Origin of the sequence: Hyphomonas neptunium ATCC 15444 (genome assembly GCF_000013025.1) — a bacterium.
In the GTDB taxonomy this organism is placed as follows: domain Bacteria; phylum Pseudomonadota; class Alphaproteobacteria; order Caulobacterales; family Hyphomonadaceae; genus Hyphomonas; species Hyphomonas neptunia.
The window spans coordinates 2,364,988-2,391,577 of sequence record NC_008358.1 but is presented as its reverse complement, the minus strand read 5'-3'; the positions used below and the strand labels follow the sequence as shown (position 1 = coordinate 2,391,577).

28 protein-coding genes and 1 pseudogene are annotated in these 26,590 nt (G+C 63.4%); 10 read left to right on the top strand and 19 right to left on the bottom strand.

All coding sequences use genetic code 11. The features are described 5' to 3' along the window. Positions 1–20 precede the first annotated feature (20 nt). The 5 genes from HNE_RS11325 to HNE_RS11305 are packed head-to-tail and all read right to left on the bottom strand — an operon-like array spanning position 21 to position 4,170. The gene (locus HNE_RS11325; protein ID WP_011647283.1) at positions 21–455 is read right to left on the bottom strand and encodes an HIT family protein; all 435 of its coding nucleotides are present in this window, start codon (positions 453–455) and stop codon (positions 21–23) included. An 8-nt stretch (positions 456–463) separates the two neighbouring features. Continuing rightward, positions 464–1,624 carry a GNAT family N-acetyltransferase gene (locus tag HNE_RS11320; RefSeq protein WP_011647282.1) on the bottom strand — a complete coding sequence of 387 codons (1,161 nt, stop codon included), beginning with the start codon at positions 1,622–1,624 and terminating at the stop codon, positions 464–466. Positions 1,625–1,635: 11 nt separating this feature from the next. Beyond that, on the bottom strand, positions 1,636–2,370 hold the full coding sequence (locus HNE_RS11315) for a glycerophosphodiester phosphodiesterase family protein (RefSeq protein ID WP_011647281.1): 735 nt from the start codon (positions 2,368–2,370) through the stop codon (positions 1,636–1,638). A gap of 8 nt (positions 2,371–2,378) precedes the next feature. Continuing rightward, a complete protein-coding gene (locus tag HNE_RS11310; protein ID WP_011647280.1) occupies positions 2,379–2,840 on the bottom strand; it encodes a RidA family protein in 462 nt (153 codons plus the stop codon). A gap of 55 nt (positions 2,841–2,895) precedes the next feature. After that, on the bottom strand, positions 2,896–4,170 hold the full coding sequence (locus HNE_RS11305) for a DNA polymerase IV (protein WP_011647279.1): 1,275 nt from the start codon (positions 4,168–4,170) through the stop codon (positions 2,896–2,898). A 138-nt stretch (positions 4,171–4,308) separates the two neighbouring features. Between HNE_RS11305 and HNE_RS11300 the strand changes: the two genes are divergently transcribed. The 3 genes from HNE_RS11300 (at position 4,309) to HNE_RS11290 (ending at position 7,353) form a co-directional block, all read left to right on the top strand. Beyond that, positions 4,309–4,701, top strand: coding sequence for a response regulator (locus tag HNE_RS11300; protein WP_035592468.1), 393 nt, complete (start codon positions 4,309–4,311; stop codon positions 4,699–4,701). Next, on the top strand, positions 4,698–6,065 hold the full coding sequence (locus tag HNE_RS11295; RefSeq protein ID WP_011647277.1) for a PleD family two-component system response regulator: 1,368 nt from the start codon (positions 4,698–4,700) through the stop codon (positions 6,063–6,065). Before HNE_RS11300 ends, HNE_RS11295 begins: the two co-directional genes overlap by 4 nt. 61 nt (positions 6,066–6,126) lie before the next feature. Beyond that, positions 6,127–7,353: an MFS transporter gene (locus tag HNE_RS11290; protein WP_011647276.1), complete on the top strand. Its 1,227-nt coding sequence runs from the start codon at positions 6,127–6,129 to the stop codon at positions 7,351–7,353. Between the two features lie 63 nt (positions 7,354–7,416). On the opposite strand, the gene rpmG is transcribed toward HNE_RS11290, so the two are convergent. The 8 genes from rpmG to HNE_RS11250 form a co-directional block, all read right to left on the bottom strand. Continuing rightward, positions 7,417–7,584, bottom strand: a complete 168-nt coding sequence (gene rpmG, locus HNE_RS11285; RefSeq protein ID WP_011647275.1) for a 50S ribosomal protein L33 — start codon at positions 7,582–7,584, stop codon at positions 7,417–7,419. Positions 7,585–7,740: 156 nt separating this feature from the next. Further along, positions 7,741–8,466: an NUDIX hydrolase gene (locus HNE_RS11280; RefSeq protein WP_035592467.1), complete on the bottom strand. Its 726-nt coding sequence runs from the start codon at positions 8,464–8,466 to the stop codon at positions 7,741–7,743. A gap of 95 nt (positions 8,467–8,561) precedes the next feature. After that, a complete protein-coding gene (gene rnr, locus HNE_RS11275; RefSeq protein WP_011647273.1) occupies positions 8,562–10,856 on the bottom strand; it encodes a ribonuclease R in 2,295 nt (764 codons plus the stop codon). A 59-nt stretch (positions 10,857–10,915) separates the two neighbouring features. After that, positions 10,916–11,275 (bottom strand): hypothetical protein, encoded by a 360-nt coding sequence (locus HNE_RS11270; RefSeq protein WP_011647272.1) that lies wholly within the window; start codon positions 11,273–11,275, stop codon positions 10,916–10,918. 65 nt (positions 11,276–11,340) lie between these two features. Beyond that, complete coding sequence (locus HNE_RS11265; protein WP_011647270.1) at positions 11,341–11,679, bottom strand: hypothetical protein; 339 nt, start codon at positions 11,677–11,679, stop codon at positions 11,341–11,343. 65 nt (positions 11,680–11,744) lie between these two features. Next, entirely contained in the window at positions 11,745–14,324 is a 2,580-nt protein-coding gene (topA, locus tag HNE_RS11260; RefSeq protein WP_011647269.1) for a type I DNA topoisomerase, read from the bottom strand. Between the two features lie 70 nt (positions 14,325–14,394). Beyond that, a complete protein-coding gene (gene lptG, locus HNE_RS11255; protein WP_011647268.1) occupies positions 14,395–15,516 on the bottom strand; it encodes an LPS export ABC transporter permease LptG in 1,122 nt (373 codons plus the stop codon). Next, positions 15,516–16,658, bottom strand: a complete 1,143-nt coding sequence (locus tag HNE_RS11250) for an LptF/LptG family permease (protein ID WP_011647267.1) — start codon at positions 16,656–16,658, stop codon at positions 15,516–15,518. The genes lptG and HNE_RS11250 overlap by 1 nt, the downstream gene beginning before the upstream one ends. Positions 16,659–16,773: 115 nt before the next feature. Between HNE_RS11250 and HNE_RS11245 the strand changes: the two are divergent. Next, positions 16,774–18,246 (top strand): annotated as a pseudogene (locus HNE_RS11245) (leucyl aminopeptidase); the annotation flags it as partial. Positions 18,247–18,347: 101 nt separating this feature from the next. Beyond that, positions 18,348–18,818 carry a DNA polymerase III subunit chi gene (locus HNE_RS11240; protein WP_011647265.1) on the top strand — a complete coding sequence of 157 codons (471 nt, stop codon included), beginning with the start codon at positions 18,348–18,350 and terminating at the stop codon, positions 18,816–18,818. A 71-nt stretch (positions 18,819–18,889) separates the two neighbouring features. Here the strand turns inward: HNE_RS11240 and HNE_RS11235 are convergent, their stop codons facing one another. After that, on the bottom strand, positions 18,890–19,342 hold the full coding sequence (locus HNE_RS11235; RefSeq protein ID WP_011647264.1) for a GNAT family N-acetyltransferase: 453 nt from the start codon (positions 19,340–19,342) through the stop codon (positions 18,890–18,892). Between the two features lie 319 nt (positions 19,343–19,661). Beyond that, a complete protein-coding gene (locus tag HNE_RS11230; protein ID WP_011647263.1) occupies positions 19,662–19,997 on the bottom strand; it encodes a zinc ribbon domain-containing protein YjdM in 336 nt (111 codons plus the stop codon). A gap of 151 nt (positions 19,998–20,148) precedes the next feature. Between HNE_RS11230 and ndk the strand changes: the two genes are divergently transcribed. From ndk to HNE_RS11215, 3 genes are all read left to right on the top strand, one after another. Further along, positions 20,149–20,571 (top strand): nucleoside-diphosphate kinase, encoded by a 423-nt coding sequence (gene ndk, locus HNE_RS11225; protein ID WP_011647262.1) that lies wholly within the window; start codon positions 20,149–20,151, stop codon positions 20,569–20,571. 265 nt (positions 20,572–20,836) lie between these two features. Next, the gene (locus HNE_RS18055; RefSeq protein ID WP_011647261.1) at positions 20,837–21,184 is read left to right on the top strand and encodes a hypothetical protein; all 348 of its coding nucleotides are present in this window, start codon (positions 20,837–20,839) and stop codon (positions 21,182–21,184) included. Then, complete coding sequence (locus HNE_RS11215) at positions 21,184–21,609, top strand: phage holin family protein (RefSeq protein WP_011647260.1); 426 nt, start codon at positions 21,184–21,186, stop codon at positions 21,607–21,609. The genes HNE_RS18055 and HNE_RS11215 overlap by 1 nt, the downstream gene beginning before the upstream one ends. Positions 21,610–21,615: 6 nt before the next feature. Here the strand turns inward: HNE_RS11215 and HNE_RS11210 are convergent, their stop codons facing one another. From HNE_RS11210 to purM, 4 genes are all read right to left on the bottom strand, one after another. Further along, complete coding sequence (locus HNE_RS11210) at positions 21,616–22,647, bottom strand: NADP-dependent oxidoreductase (protein WP_011647259.1); 1,032 nt, start codon at positions 22,645–22,647, stop codon at positions 21,616–21,618. Then, positions 22,644–22,958: a GNAT family N-acetyltransferase gene (locus HNE_RS11205; protein ID WP_011647258.1), complete on the bottom strand. Its 315-nt coding sequence runs from the start codon at positions 22,956–22,958 to the stop codon at positions 22,644–22,646. The genes HNE_RS11210 and HNE_RS11205 overlap by 4 nt, the downstream gene beginning before the upstream one ends. 107 nt (positions 22,959–23,065) lie before the next feature. Further along, the gene (purN, locus tag HNE_RS11200) at positions 23,066–23,650 is read right to left on the bottom strand and encodes a phosphoribosylglycinamide formyltransferase (RefSeq protein ID WP_011647257.1); all 585 of its coding nucleotides are present in this window, start codon (positions 23,648–23,650) and stop codon (positions 23,066–23,068) included. Further along, on the bottom strand, positions 23,647–24,675 hold the full coding sequence (gene purM / locus HNE_RS11195; RefSeq protein WP_011647256.1) for a phosphoribosylformylglycinamidine cyclo-ligase: 1,029 nt from the start codon (positions 24,673–24,675) through the stop codon (positions 23,647–23,649). Before purM ends, purN begins: the two co-directional genes overlap by 4 nt. 146 nt (positions 24,676–24,821) lie before the next feature. On the opposite strand from purM, the gene HNE_RS11190 reads away from it, so the two are divergent. Together HNE_RS11190 and HNE_RS11185 are read left to right on the top strand one after the other, a co-directional pair. Beyond that, on the top strand, positions 24,822–25,841 hold the full coding sequence (locus tag HNE_RS11190; RefSeq protein ID WP_011647255.1) for a hypothetical protein: 1,020 nt from the start codon (positions 24,822–24,824) through the stop codon (positions 25,839–25,841). Next, positions 25,838–26,569 (top strand): hypothetical protein, encoded by a 732-nt coding sequence (locus tag HNE_RS11185; protein ID WP_011647254.1) that lies wholly within the window; start codon positions 25,838–25,840, stop codon positions 26,567–26,569. Before HNE_RS11190 ends, HNE_RS11185 begins: the two co-directional genes overlap by 4 nt. The last annotated feature ends 21 nt before the right edge of the window (positions 26,570–26,590 follow it).

Below are 26,590 nucleotides of genomic sequence, written 5' to 3'. Positions count from 1 at the left end.
CGAGGGGGCTTAAGACAGCCTCAAACCGCTGCCCGTATCTTTGCTGCAATCGGCTCCAGCTCCTCGGGCTTGGCCATCGTGCCGGTTCCGTGGCGGCCAAGTTCCTTGCCGTCCCAGGCCGGAATGACATGGAAATGCAGGTGGAAGACCGTCTGCCCCGCAGAGGCGCCGTTGAACTGCATGACACGCAGCCCGTCAGGCTTCAGGCCCCACTCCACTGCCTTGGCGATCCGCTGCACGCGCAGCATGTAGCTGCCCAGATAATCGGGTGGAATGTCGAGGAAGTTGCGCGCCTGGATGCCTTTGGGGATCACCAGCGTATGGCCTTCGCTCTGCGGGAACACGTCCATGAAGGCGAGGGCAACATCATCCTCGAACACTTTCAGGCTCGGCATGTCGCCGCGCAGGATTTTCGCAAAGATGTTGTCTGGGTCGTAGGCTGCGTGAAGGGTCATGTGATCTACTATTCTTTCCTGAACGGAGTTCGATCTCGCAAATAGTTCATGTCTTCGTCAACCGCTGCGCGCTCGCGCTCAAGGTAATCGGAGACAGCGTCGCGAAACCCCGGATGCGCAATCCAGTGGGCCGAATGGGTGAGAACAGGCGCGTAGCCGCGCGCGAGCTTGTGGCCGCCCTGCGCGCCGGCTTCAACGGTCTTGAGGCCATGCTTGATGGCGTAATCGATGGCCTGGTAATAGCAGGTCTCGAAATGCAGCATCGGGCGCGCGTCGAGCGTGCCCCAATAGCGGCCGTAGAGCGTCTCGGAGCCGACAAGGTTCATGGCCCCGGCGATGATCTCATCCCCCTCACAGGCAAAGATGAAGAGAATGTCCTTGGCCATCCGTTCCCGGAGGATGGAGAAAGATTTGCGCGTCAGATAGGGCGAGCCCCATTTGCGGTTGCCCGTGTCCATGTAGAACTCGAAGAAGATGTCGAGATGGTCTTCGGCGATCTCCTCACCCTGCACATGGCGGAAGGTGAGGCCCGCCTGCGCCTTGGCGCGCTCCTTGCGCAGGTTCTTGCGTTTCTCCGAGGAGAGACTGGCGAGGAAATCGTCAAATGATCCGTACCCGTCATTTCGCCAGTGAAACTGCTGATCGGTGCGGGAAAGGAAGCCGGCTTTCTCAAACAGCGGAGCTTCTTCGTCCTCGATGAAGTTGATGTGGAGGGACGATACGCCCGTCTGCTCGGCCAGCTGAAGCGCCCCGTCGAGCAGGGCGGCGCGGTAAAGCTCCGCGTCTGGCCCCGGCGCAACGAGGCGGCGGCGGCCGGTGACCGGGGTGAACGGGACGGCGCAGAGCAGCTTGGGGTAATACTCCCCGCCTGCCCGCTGCCAGGCTTCGGCCCAGGACTGGTCGAACACGAATTCGCCGCGCGAATGATATTTGAACCACATCGGCATGGCGCCGCGCAGGCGGTCATTGCCATCGCGCACGAGGATATGTCCGCCGCGCCAGCCGGTGCGCGGGGTGGCCGCGCCGGAGCTTTCCATAGCCTCAAGGAACTCCCAGCTCACGAACGGATCGTAAGGCAGGCCGGGCGGGTTGGCGACAGCATTCCACTCGGCCGGATCAATGCCGGCGAGGGAGGAGACGGAAGTTATCTGGGGGAGGGCAGCGTCCATGGCCCTCAAATCTAGGGCGCGATGGCGTCCAGCGCCAGCGCCGGGCTGAAGTGTTCGAAGATTATCGCGGCGCCGTAGGGTTTCAGGGCGGCCAGATCGGCCTCCGTGCGCACCGTCCAGACGACGACAGGCATGCCGCGGTCCGCCGTGGCGGCCGCAGCGCGCGCCGCGTCGGTATAGTGGACGGCGAGGTAATCGATGCCATCGGCCATGGCGCGCCGGGCAAAGCTGTCAAAATAGGCGTCCCCGAACTGGTTGCTCGGTCCGATCAGCTGCCCCCGCATCAGCCCGTCGGGCAGCGCGCGCACGGCAATGTCGGAAAAACTCATTGCGGCGGCGAGGCCCGGCCAGTCCATCAGCCGCGCGCCGACTGTCTGCGCGAAGGCCATCGGATCAGTGCTGCCATCGATCTTCATCTCCGCCAGCACCGGCAGATCCTGAGGCCAGAAGGAGAGGAGATCGTCAAACGAGGGCACCGGCTCGTCCCCGCCATTCAGGCGGTGGGTTTTGAGCGTGCTGGCCGGAAAGTTCTCGAACTGTCCCTCAGCGCCGGTCATGCGCTGCAATAACGGGTCATGGAACACCATCACCTCGCCATCGGCCGAGGGGCGCAGGTCCAGCTCGATGCCGAGGCCGGCGTCCGCCGCTGCGCTGAAGCTGCCGAGGGAATTCTCCGGCAGACCGTCTTTCGTCCACAGCCCGCGATGGGCGTAGGCAAAGTCCTTCAGGGCAAAGGGGCGGGCCATTTTGTGCCTCAGGCGATCTCGAAGATCGCGTCGACTTCAACGGCCACACCGAGCGGCAGGGTCGGGCAGGCCACGGCCGAGCGGGCATGCGCGCCCACTTCCGGCCCGAACACCTCGACCATCAGGTCCGAGCAGCCATTCACCACCTGCGGAATGTCGATGAAGCTCGGCGCAGAGTTGACGAACCCGCCCAGCTTGACGACGCGCTTGATGCGGGAAAGCTCGCCCACAGCGGCCTTGGCCTGCGAGATGAGGTTGATACCGCAGACGCGCGCGGCCTGCTGGCCGGCGGAAAGCTCCATATTCTCGCCCAGGCGGCCAAGGATGCGGCCTTCCGCCGTCGCCGAGACCTGGCCGGAAACGAACAGCATGTTGCCGGTGATGACGAAGGGCACGTAGGTGGCAACCGGTTTCATCGGGGTCGGCAGAACGATGCCAAGGGCTTCAAGGCGGGCTTCGGGCGTGGACATGGGGGCAGCTCCTGTAAAGTCTTCGCGCCCGTCCTAACCTGCCGCAAAGGCAGAGTCAGCCCTCAGGTTTCCGGATGTATTTTGCAGCTCGTCCGGTCACGACAGCGCCGGTGCCGAACTTGGCGCGGGCCTGGTCGGAGGCGCGTTCGGCGGCGGCGCGTTTGGCGACTTTGGGGTCGATGAGATCGGTGCCATCAGCGCGGAAGTCCGACAGGTCTGACAGGCCAACGCCGATCAGCCGGTATTTCACGCGGCCGGTGGCTTCCTTCAGCAGCAGGGGCCGGGACGCCCGGAACACCACCTGGGCCAGCTGTGTCGGCTCGGTGAGGGACAGGCGGCGGGTCAGCGGGTGGAAGTCTGAGGTTTTCAGTTTCAGCGTCACCACGCGGCCTGAGACGCCTTCGGCCTTGGCCCGGTCAGCGGTTTTCACGCTGAGGCGCCAGAGGTGATCCTCCAGAATGCCGATGTCGGCAGTGTCCTCGAAGAAGGTCGTCTCGCTGGAGACCGATTTGCGGTCTTCATGCGGGTTCACTTTCCGGTTGTCTCGGCCATGGGCGCAGCGTTTGAGCCAGTCGCCGGTTTCGCCATAGCGCCGGATCAGGCTTTTAAGGTCCGCCTTCTGGATGTCCTCAATGGTGTAGAAGCCGTCCTTGTTAAGCGACTCGGCGAATTTCGGGCCAACCCCGTGCAGGAAGCCGACCGGATGGGGTGCCAGGAAGGCTTCGGCCTCCTCCGGCGCGATGATGGCAAAGCCGCGCGGCTTGTCGAGTTCGCTGGCCGTCTTGGCGAGGAATTTGTTGGAGGAGAGGCCGACGGAGACCGTCACGCCCACTTCCCGTTCCACGTTTTTGGCCAGCCGGGCGAGGCTGGCAGCCGGCGGGGCGCCGTGGAGGCGGTCCGTTCCGGACAGGTCCAGATAGGCCTCATCGATGGAAACCTGCTGCACGAGGGGCGTGAGATGGTCCATTTCGGCGCGAATCGCTTTGGCCGCTTCCCGGTATTTCCGGAAGTCTGGCGGCACCACAACCGCGTCCGGGCAGGCTTTCAGTGCCTTGAACATGGGCATGGCCGAGCGCACGCCATAAAGCCGGGCAATGTAGCAGCAGGTCGTCACCACGCCCCGCTGGCCTCCGCCCACGATCAGGGGCTTGTCCTTAAGCGTTGGATTATCTCGCTTTTCTACAGAAGCGTAGAAGGCGTCACAGTCCACATGCGCGATTGTCAGGCTGAAAAGGGCGGCGTGAGAGACGATCCTGCGGCTGCCACAGGCGGGGCAGGCGGTGAGTTCCGCCTCGGACCTGTACTGGCAATCGCGGCAAAGACTCGACATGACAGACGTGTTCCTGCCATGTTCCCGCCGTCGCCGCAAACACGCCCTGCGGCAGGCGTAAAGGCGCGTTAATAATTTGCAGTATAGCTGAAGCTGGCGCATCCACGCCCGCGCGAATCGTCAACTAATCGGATTTTGATGGTCAAGAAGCGATCCGGAAAGGTGCTTGTTGTTGAGGACAATGAACTCAACATGCGCCTCTTTTGCGACCTGTTGGGCGCATACGGCTTCACGACCTTTCAGTGCCGTGATGGGGCCAAAGCCGTGGAAATTGCTCGCAAGGAGCTTCCCGACCTCATCATCATGGACATCCAGCTGCCGGAAGTGTCGGGCCTCGACATCACCCGCTGGCTGAAGGACGACAAGAAAGTCGCCCATATTCCCGTCCTCGCCGTCACCGCCTTTGCCATGCGCGCCGATGAGCAGCGCGTGCGTGAAGCCGGTTGCGAGGGCTATCTCTCCAAGCCGATCCAGATTGCCTCCTTCATCCGCGCCGTTGAAGCGCTGATGCCCAAGGAACCGGCGGCATGACTGCCCGCATCCTCGTCGTGGACGACATCGAGGCGAACCGCCGCCTGCTTCAGGCCAAGCTGGAAGCCCAGTATCATACCGTCCTGATGGCGGAGAATGGTCCACAGGCGCTGGAAGTGGCGCAGCGTGAGAACCCCGAGATCATCCTGCTCGATGTGATGATGCCCGGCATGGACGGGTATGAGGTCTGCCAACGGCTGAAGGCCGATCCAACGACCTCCTACATTCCCGTCGTCATGGTCACCGCCCTCAGCGAGATGGAAGACCGTGTCAAAGGCCTCGCCGCCGGCGCCGAAGACTTCCTCACCAAGCCCGTGGACGACTTCCTGCTCAATTCCCGCATCACCGCCCTGATGCGTTACAACACGGTTGCGTCCGAACTGCGCCAGCGCGAGGCCAGCGGCATCCGCTCCGGCGCGATGGAGGAACTCAACCGCGACGAGGTCGACCGGCCCTCGCGCATCTTCATCGTGGACGACGATGCCCGCTCCTCCGGGCGCCTGGCCAACACCCTGCGCGCGCAGGGCCACAAGGCCACGACCCTGATGGAAGCCGGCGATATGGGCGAGCTTGCGACCGAGCGTGTCGACGTGCTGATCCTCTCGCTCTTTGCCCGCAGCTTTGATCCGTTGAAACTGATCGCGCATTTCAAGATGAACCCGGTCACCCGGTCCATTTCGGTAATCCTGATCTGCGATCCCCATGACAAGGCCAAGGCCCTGCGGGGGCTGGAAATCGGCGCTAGTGACATGATCACCATCCCGATCGACCGGCAGGAACTGGCCGCGCGCATCCGCACCCAGACACGCCGCACACGGTATATCGACATCCTGCGTCAGCGCGTGGACCGGGGCCTCGAGCTTTCGGTGATCGACCAGCTGACCGGCCTGCACAACCGGCGCTACATGAACGGCCAGCTTGAACAGTTCATGCAGCGCGCTGCGCGTGGCAATCAGCCCTTGTCGCTGATGATGACCGACATCGACCATTTCAAAGCCGTCAACGATACCCATGGCCATCAGGCAGGCGATGATGTGCTGCGGGAAATCGGCAAGCGCCTGCGGGCGAATGTCCGGCCCACAGATGTTGTCTGCCGCACGGGCGGGGAAGAGTTTGTGGTGCTGATGCCCAACACGCCGGGCGACCTTGCCTGCGCTGCCGCAGAGCGTATCCGCAAGGCGGTTGCGGCAGAGGAATTCCCCGTGCTCGGCGGGTCTCAGAACCTGCGCATCACTGTCAGCGCGGGCGTCTCCACGCTGCAGGGCGCCGGCGACACGACCGACGATCTGATGCACCGCGCCGACACCGCGCTCTACCAGGCCAAGACCGGCGGCCGGAACCGCGTCGAGAGCATCGCCGCCTGATTGACTTGGGCGCGCTAGCGGCCCACAGCGGCTGACCAGCCATACTGGAGCCTGCGCGTTCATGTCTGACCGTTTCGAAGCGTTCCGGTATTCGTCCTATACCCGCTATTTCATCTCGCGCTTCTTCACCTCTTTTTCGGTTCAGGTGCTCTCGGTCGCGGTTGGCTGGCAGATCTATGACGCTACGCGCGATCCGGCGCTGCTCGGCTGGATCGGCCTCGTCCAGTTCCTGCCGGCGCTCTGCCTCGTCGTGGTCACCGGCAATGCCGCAGACCGGCTCGGCCGCCGCCTTGTGATGGCATGTGCCATGCTGCTGATGATGGCCTGCGCCGGCACGATCCTCTTCCTCGCCACAACGGACCAGTTTGCGCCCGTCCTGGTGCTAAGCGTGCTCACGATGTTTGGTGTGGCGCGCGCCTTCTATGGGCCGGCCTCGACCAGCCTTGCGGTCAACCTCGTGCCCAAGGAAGTGTTTCCCAATGCGGTGGGGTGGATTTCCTCGTCCTGGCAGCTGGCCACCATTGCCGGGCCGGTCGCCGGGGGGCTGCTTTACGGCCTCTCGCCCATGGCCGCCTATGGCACCGCCACGACGCTCTTTGCCGTGGGCGCCACGCTCATCCTGACGATCCCCAAGCCCGTCCAGAAGGTCGACAAGGCCCCTACGACCCTTTCCAGCCTCCTTGGGGGCTTCAGCTATATCTGGAAGGAGAAGATCGTCCTGGGCGCGATCACGCTGGACCTGTTCGCCGTGCTGCTGGGCGGAGCGATCGCCCTGATGCCGGTCTATGCGCGCGACATTCTCGATGTGGGCGAAATGGGCCTCGGCCTGCTGCGCGCGGCGCCGGGCGTTGGCGCCATCATTGCCATCGCCATCATTACCGCGTTCCCGATCCGGGATTATGCGGGGTGGATCTTGCTCGTCTCCGTGGCCTTCTTCGGCTTGGCAACCGCTGTGTTCGGCGCCTCAACGCTTGCCTGGCTCTCCATCCTCGCCCTGATGTTTGTGGGCGGGTTCGACATGGTGTCGGTCTATGTCCGCGAGATTCTGGTGCAGATCTGGACGCCGGATACGGTGCGGGGGCGGGTGAATGCGGTGAACTCGATCTTCGTGGGCGCCTCCAATGAGTTGGGGGAGACGCGGGCCGGGTTCATGGCGGCGGCGCTGGGGCCGGTGTTTACCGTGGTGGCGGGGGGAATCGCGGCAGTGGGCGTGGCGGGGCTGTCGGCCTTCCTGTTCCCGAAGCTGCGGGATGCGCGGCGGCTGCATGAGGGGCGGCCAGAGCATTAGGCCAAGAAAAAACCCGCGCCGGAAAGCGCGGGTTCTTTGAAAAGTTCCAAAAGGAACAAGACCTTACTTGATCTTGCCTTCTTTGAACTCGACGTGCTTCTTCGCGACGGGATCATACTTCCGCTGGACCATTTTCTCGGTCATCGTGCGCGGGTTCTTCTTCGTCACATAGAAAAAGCCGGTATCAGCCGTGGAATTCAGGCGGATTTTGATGGTTGCGGGTTTGGCCATGTCGCGGCCCTTCTGATCAGGGGTGAATCTGGAAAACGCGCTTATTGACGAGGCTTCGGGCCTAAGTCAAGCGGTCTGAGACGGTCAGGCGCCGGACACATTCAGCCAGTTTGGGACAAATCGGGACAGATCCGGACAAAACCGGGCAGCGCCCGGTCACAGCCGGTCGGTCTGGTGCCCGCTGCGGGTCCAGCGCAGGTAAGGCGGCCGGTGATCCTCATCCGGCTTGGCCAGGCGCTCGCCGATCTCGCCCAGCATGAACCGGGTGACCGAGGGCAGGTCGAGCTTCATGGCGTCCGCCAGCGTCACCCATTGCAGGTCCGAGAGCTCCGCCCCGTCTACCGGGGGGCGCTCGTCGATCAGCGCTTCTTCGGCCTCGGCCATGAAGAAGCGCGCGTCAAAGCGCCGGGGGCGGTAAGGCGGGGTCACGGCGCGGCCGATGAAGGTCAGCGGGGCAAGATCAGGCGCGATGTCCATCCTGTGGAAATCGTCCCAGCCAACCGGGCAGGTGTCCGGCATCTCGGCCGAGCGGCCCATGATGAGGCCGGTTTCCTCGAACAGTTCGCGAATCGCTGTCAGCGCCATCGAGCGGGGCAGGCGGCGTGACTGCAGCCGCAGCTTTGCCTCGACCTCTGCGCGCAGTTCCTGCCAGGCAACCGCCTTGCCGTCATGCGGGTCGACGCGCCCGCCGGGGAACACGTATTTGTCGGGCATGAAAGCGCTGCCACCGGCCCGCTTGCCCATCAGCACGCGCGGCTGGGTCTGGTCGCGCCGCACGAGGATCAGCGTTGCCGCATCCTTCGGACGCAGGCTTGGCTTCCCCTTGATGATGACGTCGCCGTCTTCTTCTTTGTCGAAAGCGGATTTGAGCATGCCGGACATATGGCAATCCTATAGGCGAATCCCGGCCTCTGAAACCGTGACGTTGGGAGAGGTCTGCGCGTTGCGGCGCAGCATGGCCGAGCCGCGGCGCAAGCTCACCGCCGCTTCGGCTTGCCCTTCTTGGGCAGGGTGCGTTTGTCGAATTTCGGTTTGCCTCTGCGGGGTGGGCCACCACCGCCGCCTCCGCCGCTACGGCTGCGTGGGCCGCCGCGCTCGCGGGTGATCGCCTGGCGCGCAGCCTGGCGGCCTGGTGGTGCCGGCAGAGGCTCTGACAGCATCTCCAGCAGCAGCCCGCCCTGAAGCGGGGTGACTTCGCGCAAACGTACACGCACAATCTGGCCGATGGAGAAAGTTTTCCCCGAGCCGCGCGCATAGACGGCGACCGCCGCCTCGTCATGTATCCAGTAATCTTCCGAGATGGACGAGATCGGCACGAAGCCATCGGCGCCTGAGCCTGCCAGCGCCACAAAGAGGCCGGCCGGCGTGACGCCCGTGATGCGGCCATCAAACTCGGCGCCGACCCGGTCTGACAGGAAGATCGCCAGATAGCGGTCGGTCGCGTCGCGTTCAGCGGCCATCGAGCGGCGCTCTGTCATCGAGATATGTTCGGCAACTTCCTCAAGCCGCGCGGCGCCGCGCTCGGAAAGGCCATCGGGGCCGAAATCATGCGCCCGGATCAACGCGCGGTGGACGATCAGGTCTGCGTAGCGGCGGATGGGCGAGGTGAAGTGGGCATATTTGGCGAGGTTGAGGCCGAAGTGGCCGAGGTTTTCTTCCGAATAGATCGCCTGCGCCTGCGTGCGCAGCACCATCTGGGAGATCATGCCTTCATAATCCCCGCCGCGTATCTCTGCGAGCAGCTTGTTGAACTTGTGCGTCTGCGGACGTTCGCCAATATTCCATTTCATGTCGAGCGTCTGCAGGAACTCCGCAAACGCCGCCACTTTCGCGTCCGACGGGGTATCATGCACGCGGTACATGACGGGGCTGTTCTTCTGCTCCAGCGTTTCAGCGGCCGCGACATTGGCCTGGATCATGAACTCTTCGATCAGGCGGTGCGCGTCGAGGCGGACTTTCGTCACGATGCCGTCCAGCTCACCCTCGGGGGTGAACATGATCCGGCGCTCAGGCATGTCGAGATCGAGCGGGCTGCGGATGTCGCGCGCCTTGGAGACGGCCGCATAGGCGCCCCAGAGCGGCTTCAGCACCGTTTCCAGAAGCTCCTCGGCCTTGCCGCCGGGCTTGCCGTCAATGGCGGCCTGCGCCTCCTCATAGGAGAGCTTTGCCGCCGAGCGCATCGTGGCGCGCAGGAAGCGGTGGCGCTTCTTGTGGCCGTCAGCAGAGAAGATCATCTCCACCGCCATGCACGGCCGGTCTTCATTCTCGCGCAGGGAACAAGCGTCCGCCGACAGCTCAAACGGCAGCATGGGGACGACCCGGTCGGGGAAGTAGGTCGAGTTGCCCCGCTTCTCCGCTTCCTTGTCGAGGGCGGAACCTTCGGTGACATAGGCGGCCACATCGGCAATCGCCACGATCACCTTCCAGCCGCCATCTTCGGTCTGCTCGGCCCAGACGGCATCGTCATGGTCGCGCGCGTCATGCGGGTCGATGGTGATCAGCGGCGTATTGCGAAGATCGGTACGCGGAGCGTCCGCCGGTTCCTTCTCGCGTGCTTCGACAAGCGCGGCTTCTGGAAAGTCCACCGGAATGTCATGCGCATAGATCGCGATGAGGCTGGCCGAGCGGGCATCGGTGATATGGCCGATCACCTCTTTGACCACGCCCAGCGGCGGGCCAAGCTGGCGGCGGCCCTGCGGCTTTGGCTCTGCCACGACGAGATCGCCATCCTTGGCGCCCTTGCGGTCGCCCTCCTGGATCAGCAGCTCGCGCCGCTCCTTGCGGCTGGCGGGGATGACCCGGCCACCGCGCGGGGCGTGTTCATAGAGGCCGACGATGCGGTCGCTGAGGCGCTTCTCCAGCAGCGTGATGACATAGGCGCGCCATTCGCCATCCTCGCGGCCGACGATCTTGCAGACCGCCCGGTCGCCCTTGCCCGGCGCGCGGCCCCGGCTCTTGCCCGAGGGGCCGCCATAGATCAGCTCCGGCCCGAAAAGGCCGCTATCGCCGACGCACTGGCCGACAAGATCGCCCTCTTTGGTGAGGCGGGTAAATTCAACGAGGCCCGAAGGGGGCGGGCGGTCGGCCTGCGCAAAGCTGCGCTTGCCGGTGCGCTCCAGCTTGCCTTCTTCCTCAAGCTGTTTGAGCACATCGCGCAGCACGGCGCGCTCCTGGCCCTTCACTTTAAGGCCCCTGGCGATGTCGGCTTTACTGGTCGCGTCCGGATTTTCTTTCAGAAAATCAAGGACAGTCTGTCTATCTGGAAAACTCATGGAGCCGGATATAGGCGAATTCGCGCCCAATTGCGCGGCCTTTTATGCGAAACCCGGTTCTAGCGTACCAGTTGCACCAGGATGGCGGTGCTGCCGCCCTCGGAGTTGGTCGTCAGGCGCACCAGCCGCGCCGAGATGAACACGCATTGGCCGGGCACCACCACAGTCTCGATAGTCTCGGCCTCGTCAAAGTCCGGATCGCCGGAAAGAAGCACGGCGTTCACCGCGTTCCCGCCGCCATGGCACACCTGCAACACCGGCGTGGAGAGCACCTGCGCGCCCTCCGGCAAAGGCTGGCTGACCAAAACGGGCACGACTTCCTTGCCCTTCGCGGTGACGCGGATGGGCGGAGGCACCTGGGCGAAGGCCGGGGCGGCCAGCGCGGCGGCGAGCGCTATCAGGAAGGCATTCCGGATCATGATGGTTCTGCGGTCCCGCGATTCTGTATTTCAGGAAGTTGCTTGAGGCTCTGGCGGTGTCAATCTCAGCGCAGCAGAGTAACGCTGGCGCGGATCGATCCGTCCGCTTTCCAGACGGCCAGTTCGATGTCGTCGCCTGCAAAGAAGCTGCATTTTCCCCGCGTGAGCATTTGCCGGCGTTCGCCGACATGTACGCTCAATATTTGCGGCGCGGGCGAGGTTGCGGCGCTGTCATAGCATATCCGGAATACCGGCAGGGGGCCCGCATCCGCCAATCCGGGCGCCGCAAGAAAGACCGTCTCGCGATCATACCCGCTGACATAGAGTTCCATTTCATACGGGCTTGCCGCGGCAACTGGCGTCCCGATCAGGGCAATCGACGAAAACAGGGCAGGCAAGAGCATGGCATAGGCCTCCGGTCAGCTTCCTCCGCATACGGGCAGAGGGAAGCTGAAAGGAGGGTGAATGGCTATTCCTCAGCCTTCTTCGCCGGCGCTTTTTTCTTCGGCGCAGCTTTCTTTGCCGCCGGCTTTTTCGCGGCTGCTTTCTTGGCCGGGGCCTTTTTCTTCGCGCTGCCGCCTTTAGCGTTTACGAGTTCGATGGCCTGTTCCAGCGTCACCACGTCGGGCGTGATCTCCTTGGGCAGGGTGGCGTTGACCTTGCCCCATTTCACGTAAGGCCCGTAGCGGCCTTCGAACACCTCGATGGCGCCGCCGTCCGGGTGATCGCCGAGGGCTTTGAGCGCTGCGGCGCCCCCGCGGGCTGAGCCGCGGGCTTTCTTGTCTTCGATCAGCGAGACGGCGTGGTTGACGCCGATGGTGAACACGTCGCGCGGGTCTTTCAGGTTGGCGTAGGTTTTGCCATGCTGAACATACGGCCCGAAGCGGCCGAAATTGGCGAGGATCATTTCGCCATCTTCCGGGTGCGGACCAACTTCGCGCGGCAGGCTGAGCAGCTCCACGGCGCGTTCAAGGGTCAGCTCGGCAGCATTGTCTGCCTTGGCGAGGCTGGCGCGCTTTGGCTTTTCGCCATTGGCCATTTCCACATAGGGGCCAAACCGGCCTGATTTCAGCAGGATCATGGCGCCGGTATCGGGGTGGATGCCGATCTCGTTGCCATCGGGATTGATCGCGGCATCTCCGCCCTCGGAGGAAAACTGGCGGGTGTATTTGCACTCGGGATGGCGCGAGCAGCCAACGAAGGCGCCGAACTTGCCGAGCTTCATCGACAGCTCGCCCTCTTTGCAGAGCGGGCACTGGCGCGGGTTTTCGATGGGGTTGCCTTCGGCGTCCTGGCGCGGGAACACATAGGCGCCCAGCGCCTCGTTCAGCGCGTCGAGCACGGCAGAAACGCGCAGGTCTTTCGTGCCGTCAATGTCAGCGGCAAACTGCTGCCAGAATTCGCGCAGGAAGGCTTTCCAGTCGAGCTTGCCATCGGAGATGACGTCGAGCTTTTCTTCCAGGCCGGCCGTGAAGTCATATTCCACATAGCGGCTGAAGAAGTTTTCGAGGAAGGCGGTGACAAGCCGGCCTTTGTCTTCCGGCACCAGCGCCTTGCCCTCGATGCGGACATAGCCGCGATCTTCCAGCGTCGACATGGTGGAGGCATAGGTGGACGGGCGGCCAATTCCGAGTTCTTCAAGGCGCTTGACGAGCGAGGCTTCGGTATAGCGCGGGGGCGGCTGGGTGAAGGACTGGTTGGCGTCCGCCTTCAGGAGGTCAGCATGCTGACCTTCGGCCATCTTCGGCAGGCGGCCTTCGGCGTCGTCATCATCATCCCCGGCGTCATGACCTTCGGTGTAGAGCTTGATGAAGCCATCAAACACCAGCACCTGGCCGGTGGCGCGCAGGCCCGCGCGCTTGTCCTTGGAGGCAAGGTCGATGGTTGTGCGCTCGAACAGCGCCGTTTCCATCTGCGAGGCGACAGCCCGGCGCCAGACGAGCGTGTAGAGTTTCTTCAGGTCGCCGTCGCCGTGGTAATCTTCCGGGCGCAGATTGAAGTCGGTCGGGCGGATGGCCTCGTGGGCCTCCTGCGCATTCTTCGCCTTGGAGGAATAGCGCCGCGTATTTTCCGGCAGATACCGCGCGCCATAGTTGGACTGGATCATCGTGCGGGCGGCGACATAGGCTTCCTCGGCCATGTTCACGCCGTCGGTACGCATATAGGTGATGCGGCCTTCTTCGTAGAGCTTCTGAGCGGCCTGCATCGTGCGCTTGGCGTTGAATCCGAGCTTGCGGCTGGCTTCCTGTTGCAGTGTCGAAGTGATGAACGGCGGAGGCGGATTGCGCTTGACGGGCTTGGCCTCAACGCTGACGACCGAATAGCCGCCGACCTTGACGATCTCCAGCGCGCGGTTTGCGTCGCCCTGATTGCCGAGGGTGAACTTCTTCAGCGTTTCGCCGTCGAGGCTGTGCAGGCGGGCTTCAAAGGCGGTGCCGTCGGGCGCGCGCAGCTCTGCCACGATGTTCCAGTATTCCTGCGCCCGGAAGCTCTCGATCTCGTTTTCGCGGTCGCACACGATCCGCAGCGCCACAGACTGAACGCGGCCCGCCGAGCGCGAGCCCGGCAGCTTGCGCCAGAGGACCGGGGAGAGGTTGAAGCCGACCAGATAGTCCAGCGCCCGGCGCGCCAGATAGGCGTCGACCAGTTCGGCGTCGATGGCGCGCGGATGCTCCATTGCCTGGGTCACGGCGCTCTTGGTGATGGCGTTGAACACGACGCGCTCGATGGCGACATCTTTCTTGAGCGCCCGGCGCTTTCTCAGCGCCTCGACCAGGTGCCAGGAGATGGCCTCGCCCTCGCGATCAGGGTCAGTCGCCAGGATCAGCGTGTCGGCGTCCTTCAGGGCGTTGGCGATGTCGGAGATGCGCTTGGCAGACTTGGAATCGGCCTCCCAGACCATTTCGAAGTCGTTTTCCGGGTCAACCGAGCCATTTTTCGAGGGCAGATCGCGGATGTGACCGTAGGAGGCGAGGACCTTATAGTCCTTCCCCAGGTACTTGTTGATCGTTTTGGCCTTTGCCGGAGACTCTACGACGACAAGTTTCATGCAGGGGTCCACCTCTTCAAGGGCGGCAGAGATGGTCTGTAGCGGCAGGGGCTGTCAAGGCCGCTACGGTTCAGCCATCTTCCCGGTAGGCGATAAAGGCCAGGCTGACGAACAGCACAAACAGGGGCGGTGACCATGCCGCCACGACCGCCGGGGCCGCGCCGGTTGACCCCAGGCTGGAGGAAAATTGCGTGAAGAAATAAAGCCCAATGGCCGCCAGCACCCCGGTTGCGAGCAGTCTTGAAGTGCCCCCCAGGCGTTGCAGCCGGAGGCAGGCCAGGGCCCCGATCAGCGCCATCGCGGTAAAAAGCACAGGCGTCGCCGTTAGGGTGAAAAGCCGCATCGTATAGCGCGAAGTGTCGAGGCCAGCCGCCCGTGTTTCAAAAATGAACCGGGGTAATTCCCAGAAACCGACCGTATTGGGCGAGGCGTACTCATCGAGCAGCCGTACTGCGTCCAGCGAGGTCGGAATGGCCAGCGTCGCGCGCCGTTCAGGGGCCTGGTTGGGCAGGTTCTCGACCAGGTTCTCCAGCTGCCAGAAGCCTTCGTTCAACACGGCCTTTTCCGCATCGATCCGGCGTACAAAGGCAAAATCATTGGTTGGCTGGCGGCCATTATAGAGGCGCTGTTCCTCGATGATCTTGACGTCTAGCAGGGTCCGGCCCCCATCCTCCACCCGCCGCGCGTGGATCACATACTGGCTGGAATCGTCGCCCTGGCGCAGCCAGACGCCCGTTTCAGCCACCTGAACTACCTCCCGGCCCACATCCAGCAACCGCGCGCGTTCCGCCTCAAACGACTGGCTCAGCCGCGCGGCAAGCGGGTTGAGCGCCAGGGAAGAGAATATACCGAGCGCCACACCCAGAACGATCACCGGGGTCAGAAACCGCCAGGCTGACAGCCCGCTGGCACGGATGATCGACAGCTCCGAGCGCCGGTTGAGCCGGGTGAACGCCATCATCGTGGCCGCCAGAAGGGCAAAGGGCAGCGTCTGTTCGATAATCATCGGCAGCTTCATCAGCGACAGGCGCAGCGCGTCCAGCAGCGTGATTTCCACATCGCCGCCGATAGTGCGCATCTGCTCCACCACATCGATCATCAGGATCGCCAGCAATAGGATGCCCAGCACCAGCACCAGGCCGGAGAGGCATTCCCGCAGGATGTAACGCTGAATGCGCGAGAAGGCCGGCATCAGCTGCGTGCTCCCGGAATGTAGCCCGGTGGCGGCGCCGCCACCCATTGTTTGCGGCCAATCCGGGCGCCCCGGCCGAAATAGATCCATCCCAGGATGATCCCGGCCAGAATGGGCACCACCCACAAGGCAATGTTGAGGGCGGGGTCATCGGCGGCGGCTGACTGCAAGGCCAGATGCAACACCAGAACGAAGATCGCCCCCCCGGTCGCCAGACCGATCCGCTTGGCATAGCCCTGCCGGCTGAAATCCCCCCCAAGCACCGCAAAGATCGCCAGCAGCGCCATCACGATGTTCAGCATCGGCGAGGTCAGCCGCGCATTTGCCTCGGCCAGGAAACTGTCGGCTTCCTTGTTTTCAAAGTAGTTCTTTCGGTCGAGAAAGATGAGCTCATGCAGGAATTTGTCAGAGGCTTTCAGAACCAGCTCTGAATCCTCCTTCATGAAGTCCGACAGATCGAACATGTACTGATCGAACTCCAGCACCGAGAGCTGCTGGTTTTCGTCCAGCTGCTGGCTCAGCGCGTCGCGCAGCAGCAGCGTGGGCTGGCCATCCACCGACACCAGCGCCGCCGAGCGCGCCAGAATGTCCATGGGGAATTCGGGGTCCGTCATGTCGGAGATCAGCACCCCGCGCAGTTCCCCGCCGACCTGATCGCGCGCGTAAAATGTGAGGCGTTCGCCATTGGAGGTGAACTGGCCGGCCCGGAACAGGGCGGCGGCAAGATCTGCTCGCGCCTCGGCAACGGCTTCCCGCATCGCCCGCTGCGACATCGGCTGAACCCAGAGGTTCACTCCCAGATGTACCACAAGGCACACCATCGCCAGGCGCAGCACGGGTGAAGCCACCTGCCAGCGTGTCATGCCCGCAGCCTGCGCCACCACGATCTCCGAATCCTTGTGGATACGGTTAAGCGACCAGACCCCTGCCACGAACAGCGCCAGCGGCAGCAGCAGGGCAATCACCTGCGGCGAGCCCAGCATGACGATATAGAAATAGGTGATCGCCGATTGCCGGTTTTCCAGGATCACATCGGTGCGCGACAGGCCCTGCGCCAGCAGCGCAACCATTACCAGGCTGCCGACAATGATCAGCACGGCCTGCAGAACCTGCCTTAATAGATGCAGCTGGATCTTGGTCATGGGTGGGGTGCGGTCACTCTAGCGTCCAGAAACAGAACCGGAATTGGCAGCAATTCTCTAGCTAACGAGTTGCGCTTGGCGCGTCGATGCTTAGTTTCCGCTTCAAACGGAGTTTCCACACATGAAGATTACATTCGCAGACGCCGCCAAGGCCGACATCGCCGCCTTCATCGCCGATGAGGGGGCAGGCCTGCCCGGTAGCGCAGAAGCGCTCGACAAGGCGTCCGGCGGCCTGATTTCCGAATCGCTGGAAGGCGGACGCTTTGATGGCAAAGTCGGCCAGCAAGCGTCGGTTGTGCTGCCCAAGGGTTCGGACGCGCGCCGCGCTGTCGTGGTCGGCGGCGGCAAGCCCAAGAAACGCGATGCCCGCGCCATGGAAAACATCGGCGCCCATTTCGTGAAGGCATTTGCCTCCTCGGGCTTCAAGTCTGCCTCCATCGCCGCCCATTCGGCTGAAGAGGCTGCTCGTGTTGCGGCCGGCGCCAAACTCGCCGCCTACCGCTTCGACACCTATTTCACCAAGCTGAAAGCCGACCAGAAGCCGAGCCTCTCGACCCTCACGGTCGTCTGCGACGATCCCAAGGCGGCAAAGGCCGCCTATGTGATGCTCGATGCCGCCACCGACGGCACCTATCTGGCGCGCGACCTTGTGAACATGCCGCCGAATGACCTGCACCCGGAGAGCTTTGCCGAAAAGATCAAGGAACTCTCCGCCCTCGGCGTCGAAGTCGAAGTGCTCGGCGAGAAGCAGATGGCCAAGCTCGGCATGGGCGCGCTCCTCGGCGTCGGCCAGGGCTCGGTCAAGGAAAGCCAGCTCGGCATCATGAAATGGAACGGCGGCAAGGCGGGCGAAGATCCTGTCATTCTCGTCGGCAAGGGCGTCTGCTTTGATACCGGCGGCGTCTCGCTGAAGCCCGGCCCCGGCATGGAAGAGATGCGCGGCGACATGGGCGGTGCCGCCGCCGTCACCGGCACGATGCGCGCGCTCGCCCAGGCGAAAGCCAAGGTGAATGTCGTCGGCCTCATCGGCCTTGTGGAAAACATGCCTGATGGTAACGCCATCCGCCCCGGCGACATCCTCCGCTCCGCTTCGGGCCAGACCATCGAAGTGCAGAACACCGACGCCGAAGGCCGCCTCGTCCTGTGTGACGTGCTCTGGTACGCGCAGGAGCATTTCAAGCCGAAAGCCATCGTGGACCTTGCCACGCTGACCGGCGCCATCGTCATCTCGCTCGGCCACCACCATGCGGGCCTCTTCACCAACTCGGACGACCTGGCAGACGAGCTGACCAAGGCCGGCCTCGCCGAAGGCGAGCGCGTCTGGCGCCTGCCGATGGGCTCGGAATACGACTCGCTCATCAAGTCGAAGTTCGCTGACATGCGCAACATCGGCGGGCGGGCCGCCGGCTCGATCACCGCAGCGCAGTTCCTCAAGCGCTTCATCAAGGACGGCGTCCGCTGGGCCCACCTCGACATCGCTGGCGTTGCCTGGGTCGAAGGCGAGAAATCCCCCACCGACCCAAGCTGGGCCTCGGGCTACGGCCCGCGCCTGCTCAGCCGCTGGATCGTGGATAACTACGAGGCCTGATCGGCCCCGCCTGTTTCCGAGCGCCCCCGCTTAAGGCGGGGGCCTCGATTGACCATAACAGACCCCCGCCTTCGCGGGGGTTAGCGGAGAGAGGGTTGAGCATGCAGCCAGCAGCCCCCGAATGGTGGTTCTACCATCTCTCGCGCAGCGCGCTGGAGGAGGCCGCCGCGCCGCTCCTGCAGAAATGCCTCGAAGTCGGCTGGCGCGTGCTCGCCGTGTCTCCGCGTGCGGAGCGTCTGGCAAAGCTCGACGCCGTGCTCTGGACCTTCGACGACGCCTCCTTCCTGCCGCATGGCCAGGCCGATGCGCCGGGTCTGGATGTCGCCCGCCAGCCAGTGCTGCTGTCGGCAAAGCTCACCAACGCCAACAGCGCCGATGCCCTGATGCTGATGGACGGCGTGGAGGCGCCGGTGGACGTGGCCTTCAAGCGCTGCATGGTGATGTTCGAAGACGCCGACACCGGCACCCGCAACAAGGCGCGCGCCCAGTTCAAGGCCGCAAAAGATGCCGGCCTCACCACCCGCTATTTTCAGCAGACGGAACGTGGCGGCTGGAAAGAGGCGGGGGTTTAACGATCCTCAAAACCCTCCGTGTGCGTTACCCTCGACGGGCGCAGCCCGTCTGAGGGTGGAGCAGGGCAGGCTCAGCCTGTCAGTCGCATGCGGGCGTTTTCGAAGGGGAGGCCGTGGTCATCAGTCCGACGCCTCGAGACTTCCCGAAAGCCCAGCTTTTCATAGAAAGCATATGCTTGCTGGTTGTCGGTGTAGACCTCCAGTTCGAGTCTGCCTTTCAGTTCCAGCGCATGCGCTGTTAAGAGGCGGCCAGCGCCTTTTCCCTGATGGGCCGGAGCAATGAACAGTCCGCCCACGAATGTATCCAGAAGGCCAATGAATCCAATCGGCTCTCCCTGGTCGCAGGCAACCCAGTTTTCCGATTTTGGCAGGTATTCAGTTTCCATCAGGATGCGTTCCTCACGCAAACGGTGCTCACCTAAAAAGGGATGGGCACGCAGGGACGCCTCAAACCAGATGTCGAGCAATGTCGGAAGGTCGGTTGCCGCGTTATAGGGGCGGACGGTCAGTATTTGATTTTTCATGATGTCTCCGAAGAGAAAATAACACAGAGATCACGCCCGATGGGCGCGTTGAAGTTCCGCAACTCGCGGTTCAAACTGAGCGTCTGTGCATAAATCTCCGTCTTCAGATGTCACCTGCTTGCTACAGCTCTCCGCACGCGCAGGCAACCTGCCTCACATCCCAAACCCCTCCGTGTTCGTCGCCCTAGACGGGCGCAGCCCGTCTGAGAGCCCATCTCGGAATATTTCTGCTGGCGCAATCGGTCAGGCCAGACGCTGGGCACTCAGATGGCCTTTGGCCATCGAGTGTGACGATGGAAGGGGTAGGTTGGGAAGCTGGTCAAACCTTCTTCACAAACTCCGACTTAAGCCCCATCGCGCCGACGCCATCAATCCTGCAATCGATGTCATGATCCCCGTCCACGAGGCGGATGTTCTTGACCTTCGTGCCGCGCTTCACGACCAGCGATGAGCCCTTCACCTTCAGGTCCTTGATCACGGTCACCGTGTCGCCATCGGCGAGCGGGTTGCCGACTGAGTCCTTGACCACCTTGGGCCCGTCCGCCGCCGCTTCGCCCGGCGCCCATTCATGGGCGCATTCGGGGCAGACCAGCAGGGCGCCGTCTTCATAGGTCAGGGGGGAGCCGCATTTGGGGCAGGGGGGAAGGTCGCTCATGGGCTACGGGTCTCCGCTTGTGGATAACGGCCGCCCTACGCCCTGCATTCCCTGTGCGCAAGGGCGCCTATCGGCGCTTGCCCCGGCGGCGCCGCGCCGCTATAGGCCGCGCAAATCCACCGAAACAACAGAAGACTACAGGAAGCCCCTCATGGCCGTGCAGCGCACCTTTTCCATCATCAAGCCCGACGCCACCGAGCGTAACCTCACCGGCGCAATCAATGCCGTGATCGAGAAAGCTGGTCTGCGCATCGTCGGCCAGCGCCGCATCCAGATGACCCGCGCCCAGGCCGAGCGTTTCTACTCGGTCCACTCCGCGCGCCCCTTCTTCGGCGAACTGGTCGATTTCATGATCTCCGGCCCTGTCGTCGTTCAGGTTCTCGAAGCTGAAGACGCCATCACGAAGTACCGCGAAGTGATGGGCGCCACCAACCCGGCCGACGCCGCAGACGGCACCATCCGCAAACTGTTCGCCAAGTCGATCGGCGAAAACTCGGTTCATGGCTCGGACTCGGCTGAGAACGCTGCGCTGGAAATCGCGCAGTTCTTCTCCGAGGCTGACCTCACCAACTAACCCAAATTTGGCTGCCCTCGGGCACCAGATCAGAGCCGGAGGCAGGGACGCCCGCCTCCGGCTTTTTTGTGTCCGGAAGTGTCCTGATCTGTCCCAAAGTGTCCCGATTTGTCCCGGGAGTGTCCCGGGCTGTCTCGTGGATGTCCGCCATTTGACGCCCAATTGCTTAAGGTGGACGTGGAATTTACCAATTAACCTTCACGCAAATACAACCCACATCTGATAGGTCTTCCCTCTCGAAATTGAGTTTCAGGTAACCCGTCCCATGTCCAAAGCGCCCGCAAAAACCGCCAATAAACAAGGAACTGCCGACCTTGAAGCCCGGCTCGCCGCGCTCCGCTCGGAGGTCGACGAGATCATGGCCGCCCTCGCTGACAAGGCCGCCGATGAAGTTGAGCAGGTTGCAGAAGAAACCGTGAAATCTGCTGCAACAACAGCAGAAGACATAAGTGAGGAAATCCTCAAGGACGCCCGCCGCGCGCTGAAACAGATCCACAAACAGGCCGCCACTTTGGAAAAGTCGCTGGGGGTACAGACCCAGTCCAATCCCCTGCAAACCCTGCTGATCGCCTTTGGCGCCGGCTTCATCGCTTCGCTGCTGATCCGCCGCTGATGTTCTCCGCCCTGTCCTCGCTTTTGCAGAACAAGGTCGAAGCTCAGGTGAGCCGCGGCATCAAGGGTCTCGGCGCTGTCGCCGTGATCGCCGTTCTTCTGCTGACGGCATATATTGCTGCAGTTCTGGCCCTTGCGCTGTTCCTTATGGAGCGGATGAGGCCGTGGGAAGCGGCGGCGTTTATCGCCCTTGGCTTTGCGCTTATGGGCGGGGCTGTCCTCGTGCTTATGTCGGTCAGATCAGCCGCTGAAGAGCGTGCCGAAGAGGCCGCCGCAGCTGCCCGTCAGGACCCGCAAAGCAACATGCTATCCGCCCTGACAGGCGCCGAAGGCAGTGGCAAACAGATTGTCGCCATCACCGCGATTGCCGGTCTCATCCTCTCCAGCTTCCTGAACAAGGATGATGACGAGGACGACGAGGACTAAACCTCGCTATTCTGCGCCGACCTTGACCACCCGGCGGCCCGAATTTTCCCCCCGGAAAAGTCCACAGAAGGCTTCAGGTATTTCCGCGATGCCCTCGAAGCGATCCTCCTGAATTTTGAGGGCGCCTGAGGCGATCATTTTCGCCATCGAACCAAGGGCTTCCGGGAAACCACGCGCAAAATCAAACACCACCAGCCCCTGCATGTTCACCCGGTGGGTGATGAAGGGTTTGGTGTGGACAATGCCGGGTGTTTCCTCGGGCTTCAGGTTGTAATCGGCCACCTGACCCGAAATGCATATCCGCCCGTTCAGCGCCATCAGTGGCAGCACGGTATCGACCATCGCATTCCCCACATTGTCGAACAGCACATCGACGCCCTTGGGAAACTCGGCTGCTATCGCGCCGGAAAGATCGCTCGCCGTCTTGTAGTTGATGGCTGCGTCAAAGCCCGCTTCGGAGACCAGCCAGCGGCACTTCTCGTCGCTGCCTGCCACGCCCACAACCTTTGACGCGCCCCAGCCCTTGGCGAGCTGTCCTGCTGTGGCGCCTACAGGACCAGCGGCGGAGGTAACAAGCACGGCGTCGCCTTCCTTGAAGCGCGCCACGTCCTTCATGCCAAACCACGCCGTCAGCCCCGGCACGCCGAGTACGCCGATCCAGGCAGAGAGCGGCACGCCCGGAACGTCCATCACCTTGCCGATGAAGCCCTTGCCGGACTGGATCGAATGCGTCTTCCAGCCGCCCGCACAGAACACCTTCGTGCCGACCGGCCAGTCAGGATTGCTGGAGGCATCAACGACGCCCACGCTGAAGCCGTCGATGGGTTTGCCGAGTGGAAGCGCAGCGGCGTAGCTGTCGCCGCCTGAGAGGCGTGAGCGGGTGCCAGGATCAACTGAGCACCAGACATGCGCCACGCGGAACTGGCCGTCCTTGGGCTCTGGAAGGGGCGCGGTTTCCAGCCGGAAGTCTGAAGGCTTCGGGACCCCGTCGCAATATTGGGCAAGCACGATCTGCTGCAGGGTCTCCGCGCCGCTCACGGGTCTTCGCCCGGCTTCGTTGTGAACAGGTCAGACCATTCGGGGTGTTTGGCGTACTGGCCGCGCACATAGGGGCAGACCGGAACGATCTTGAAGCCCGTCATGCGCGCGTCTTCGAGCATGAAGTTGAGGAGGGCGCCGGCAACGCCGCGCCCGCCCATGGCCTCTGGAACGCGCGTGTGATTGGCGCTGATGATGCCGGGGCGGGGATAGGTGAATTCGATTTCGCCGACGGCGTCGATACCGTCGATGCGCGCGGCGTAGCGGCCTTTATGCTCGCCGTCCTCGCGGGTGATGACGATGTCGCTCAATTGCCTCTCCCTGTGCCGTAAATCCGTGCGGTGAACCCGCACTGGGTATGGCTTCGGGGATAGCTGCTGGGCACCCCCATGTCCACATCGGGGCAAGGGGCTTTGCGCTAGCGCCGGATTTGCTGGCAGGCCAGCGCGAGGGCGCGCGGGTAGAGTGTGTGTTCTTCCGGCAGGGTGCGGGCGGCGAGGGTGTCTGCGGTGTCGCCCGGCAGGATGGGCACGGAGGCCTGCGCGATGATCTCGCCTTCATCGACCCCGGCGCTGACCCAGTGAACCGTGCAGCCTGCTTCCGCGTCGCCTGCATCGATGGCGCGCTGATGCGTGTCGAGGCCTTTGTATTTCGGCAGGAGCGATGGGTGGATGTTGATCATCCGGCCTTCCCAGCGCATTACGAACCAAGGGGTGAGCACGCGCATGAAACCGGCCAGCGCGATGATCTCCGTGCCAGCTTTAGTCAAGGCCTCGTCCAGCGCGCGCTCGAAGGCTTCGCGGTCCTTGCCATAGAGCTTGTGGTCGATGGAGAGCGTGGGGATGCCCGCAGCGGCGGCGGTTTCAAGGCCCTTGGCATCGGGACGGTTGGAGGCGACCAGAACGGGCTTTGCCGGATAGGCCGGGTCTTCGGCGGCGCTCAGCAGGGCCTCCATATTGGAGCCGCGGCCTGAAATCAGGATCGCCAGATTGAGGCGCGTCATGCGCTGGCAAGCTCACCGAGAACGCGCGCGTCTTCGCCCGCCGCTTTCAGGTCTGCGATCACGGCGTCTGCCTCTTCGGGCGCGACGGCGAGAACAAGGCCGATGCCCATATTGAAGGTGCGGTGCATTTCTTCCAGGTCCACCTGTCCGGCTTCCTGCAACCAGTGGAACACCGGGGGCGGGGTCCAGGCGGCGCGGTCGATGCGGGGCACGAGGGTGTCCGGGCACATGCGGGGGGTGTTCTCGGTGATGCCGCCGCCGGTGATATGGGCAAGGCCCTTGATGCGGCCCGAGCGGATCAGCGGCATGACGAGCGGTGCATAAAGGCGCGTCGGCGTCAGCAACGCTTCACCCAGCGTCTCGGAATTGGAGAAGGGCGAGGGACCGCCATAGAAGAGGCCTTCGCGCTCCACGATGCGGCGGATCAGGGAATAGCCATTTGAGTGGGGCCCCGAAGAGGCGATGCCGATCAGCGTGTCGCCGGGCGTCATGTCGCCCATGCGGGGGAGCACTTTTTCCCGGTCGACAGCGCCGACGACGAAACCAGCCAGATCGTAATGGCCGGGGGGATACATGCCGGGCATTTCGGCGGTTTCGCCGCCCACAAGGGCGCAGCCCGACCGGCGGCAACCTTCGGCGATGCCCGCGATGACGGCTTCTGCGATGCCGCCTTCGAGCTTGCCGGTAGCAAAATAATCGAGGAAAAACAGCGGCTCTGCGCCTTGGGCCAGCACGTCATTGGCGCACATGGCGACCAGATCGATGCCGACGGTGTTGTGGATGCCGGTCTCGAAGGCGAGCATCAGCTTGGTGCCGACGCCATCTGTGCCCGAGACGAGGATCGGATCGTTGAAGCCTGCGGCCTTGAGATCAAACAGGGCGCCAAATCCGCCCAGCCCGCCCATCACGCCGGCGCGTGCGGTGGCCTTGGCCATGGGGGAGATGGCATCAACGAGGCGCTCGCCTGCCTCAATATCGACACCAGCGTCACGATAAGAGAGAGGCGTCTTGGACGGCGTGTTCATCTTGGATTCTAGCCCCTCAGTTTACCTGAATCGGCGCGTTAGCATGAGGATGGCCCAAGTTCCAGTGAAGGATCAGAAGTGAAGCAGCCGGTTCCCGTATTGGGGCAGGGTTGATAGAAGAGTGATCGACAAGGAGTTCGACCCCGATGATTCGATGGATAGTTGCCGCTGCGTTCCTGATTTTCGGTGCTGCGCCCCTGGCTTTGGCTGACACACGCGATGTCTACACAATCCGCGATATTGAGGTGGATGAGCAGGCTGCCACCGTCATTCAGGCGCGCGAAGCGGCGATGGGCGCGGCCCGTGTCGCGGCGGCGCGCGCGTTGATCAACAAGATTACCCTGTCTTCTGACCGCAGCGCCGCTGGCGGGGTTCCTGTCGATGGCGCGCTGGCCTCGCGCCTGACCGCTGCCGTGGACGTGCAGGAAGAAACGGCAGGCGCCGGCCGGTATCGCGGCAAGCTGGCTGTTGTGCTGAACCCGCAGATGGTGCGGGCGCATCTCGATGGCCTGGGCGTGCCGTATCTCGACAGTCAGGCCCCGCTGGCGCTGATGGTTCCCGTGACGGCGACCGCGTCGGCGGCTGATCCCTGGCGGCAGGCTTTCGGTGAGCGCAACAATGGCGCGCTGGCGCCTTACGTCACCGCTACGGGCAATTTCTACACCGCCTACAGCGCCTGGCCGGAAATCTCGGCAGAGGCTGTGCCGCTGAATGCGCGCCGCGCGCTGGTCGCAGAGTTGCAGGGCCGCGAAGGCGCCTGGCGGGTGGTGGTGTCGTCCGTTACGGCGGCGGGAAATGAGCCCCTTGGCGCGACGCCGCCCGCTGCGACACTCGAGGATGCAGCCAAGGCTGTGACCAGCCTGCTCGGAGAAACCTGGAAACAGGCCTCGATCGTGCGCGATGGCAGCCGCACCAATGTTGATGCGTCGGTGCGCTATACGTCGCTGGCCGAATGGAACACGCTGCGCGGCGCGCTCGCCCGCTCGCCACTGGTATCGGATTTCCGCACCAAGGCGGTGGCGCGTGAAGGCGCACTGGTGGCGTTTGCCTATGCCGGTGACGAAAACCGCCTGCGCAGTGATCTGGTTCAGCGCGGGGTGACCCTGAGCCAGGAAGAGGGCACGCTGACCCTTCGCTCGGCCGTCACAACGACTGGTATCCAGTGACATCTGATAAAAACGGATCGCAGGACGGTCCGGCTCAGCCATTACTTTCCTTCCCTGTGCCAGTGGCGCATTGGGACGGGCTGATTTCAGGTGGGCCGAATGAAGCGGCAGTAGGGCTGGCGAGCCGGCCGGAAGCCTGGGCGACGCATGCGCTGTGCGTGACCGGTCCGGCGCGGTGCGGATTGACCTATCTGGCGCGGGCCTGGGCCGGGCGATTTGGCGGGCAGTACATGACCGCGGCAGAGTTTGGCGCGCTGAAGCTCGGCGCGCTGGACGGGCTGGCGGGCGGATATGTGGCGCTTGACGATGTGGACATGATTGCCGCCCGGCGCGATGAACCGCTGCTGCTTTTCTACAATATGATCGCCGCCAAGGGCGGGCGGGTGTTGCTGGTGGCCCATACCGGGCCTGCGGGCTGGCGGACGGGCATTGCGGACCTGCGCTCGCGCCTCAATTCGATGCCTGTGGCCGAAATCAGCCAACCGGACGAGGCGCATGTGCGGGCGCGGCTTCGGGCCGCAGCGGCTCAGCGTTTCATGAAACTGTCGCCGGAGACGATCAATTACCTCGTGCCGCGCATTGACCTGTCGTATGAGGCGATTGAGACCCTTATGGACAGGCTCAGCGGGGAAGTGAGCATAGCCGGAAAGGCACCGGGGCTGGCATTGGCGCGCCTGGTGCTTGAGGGTTTGGATGAAGATCGCGAAGAAGACGAAGGCGCAGGCTGAAAGCCGGGCGCCGGAGCAGGG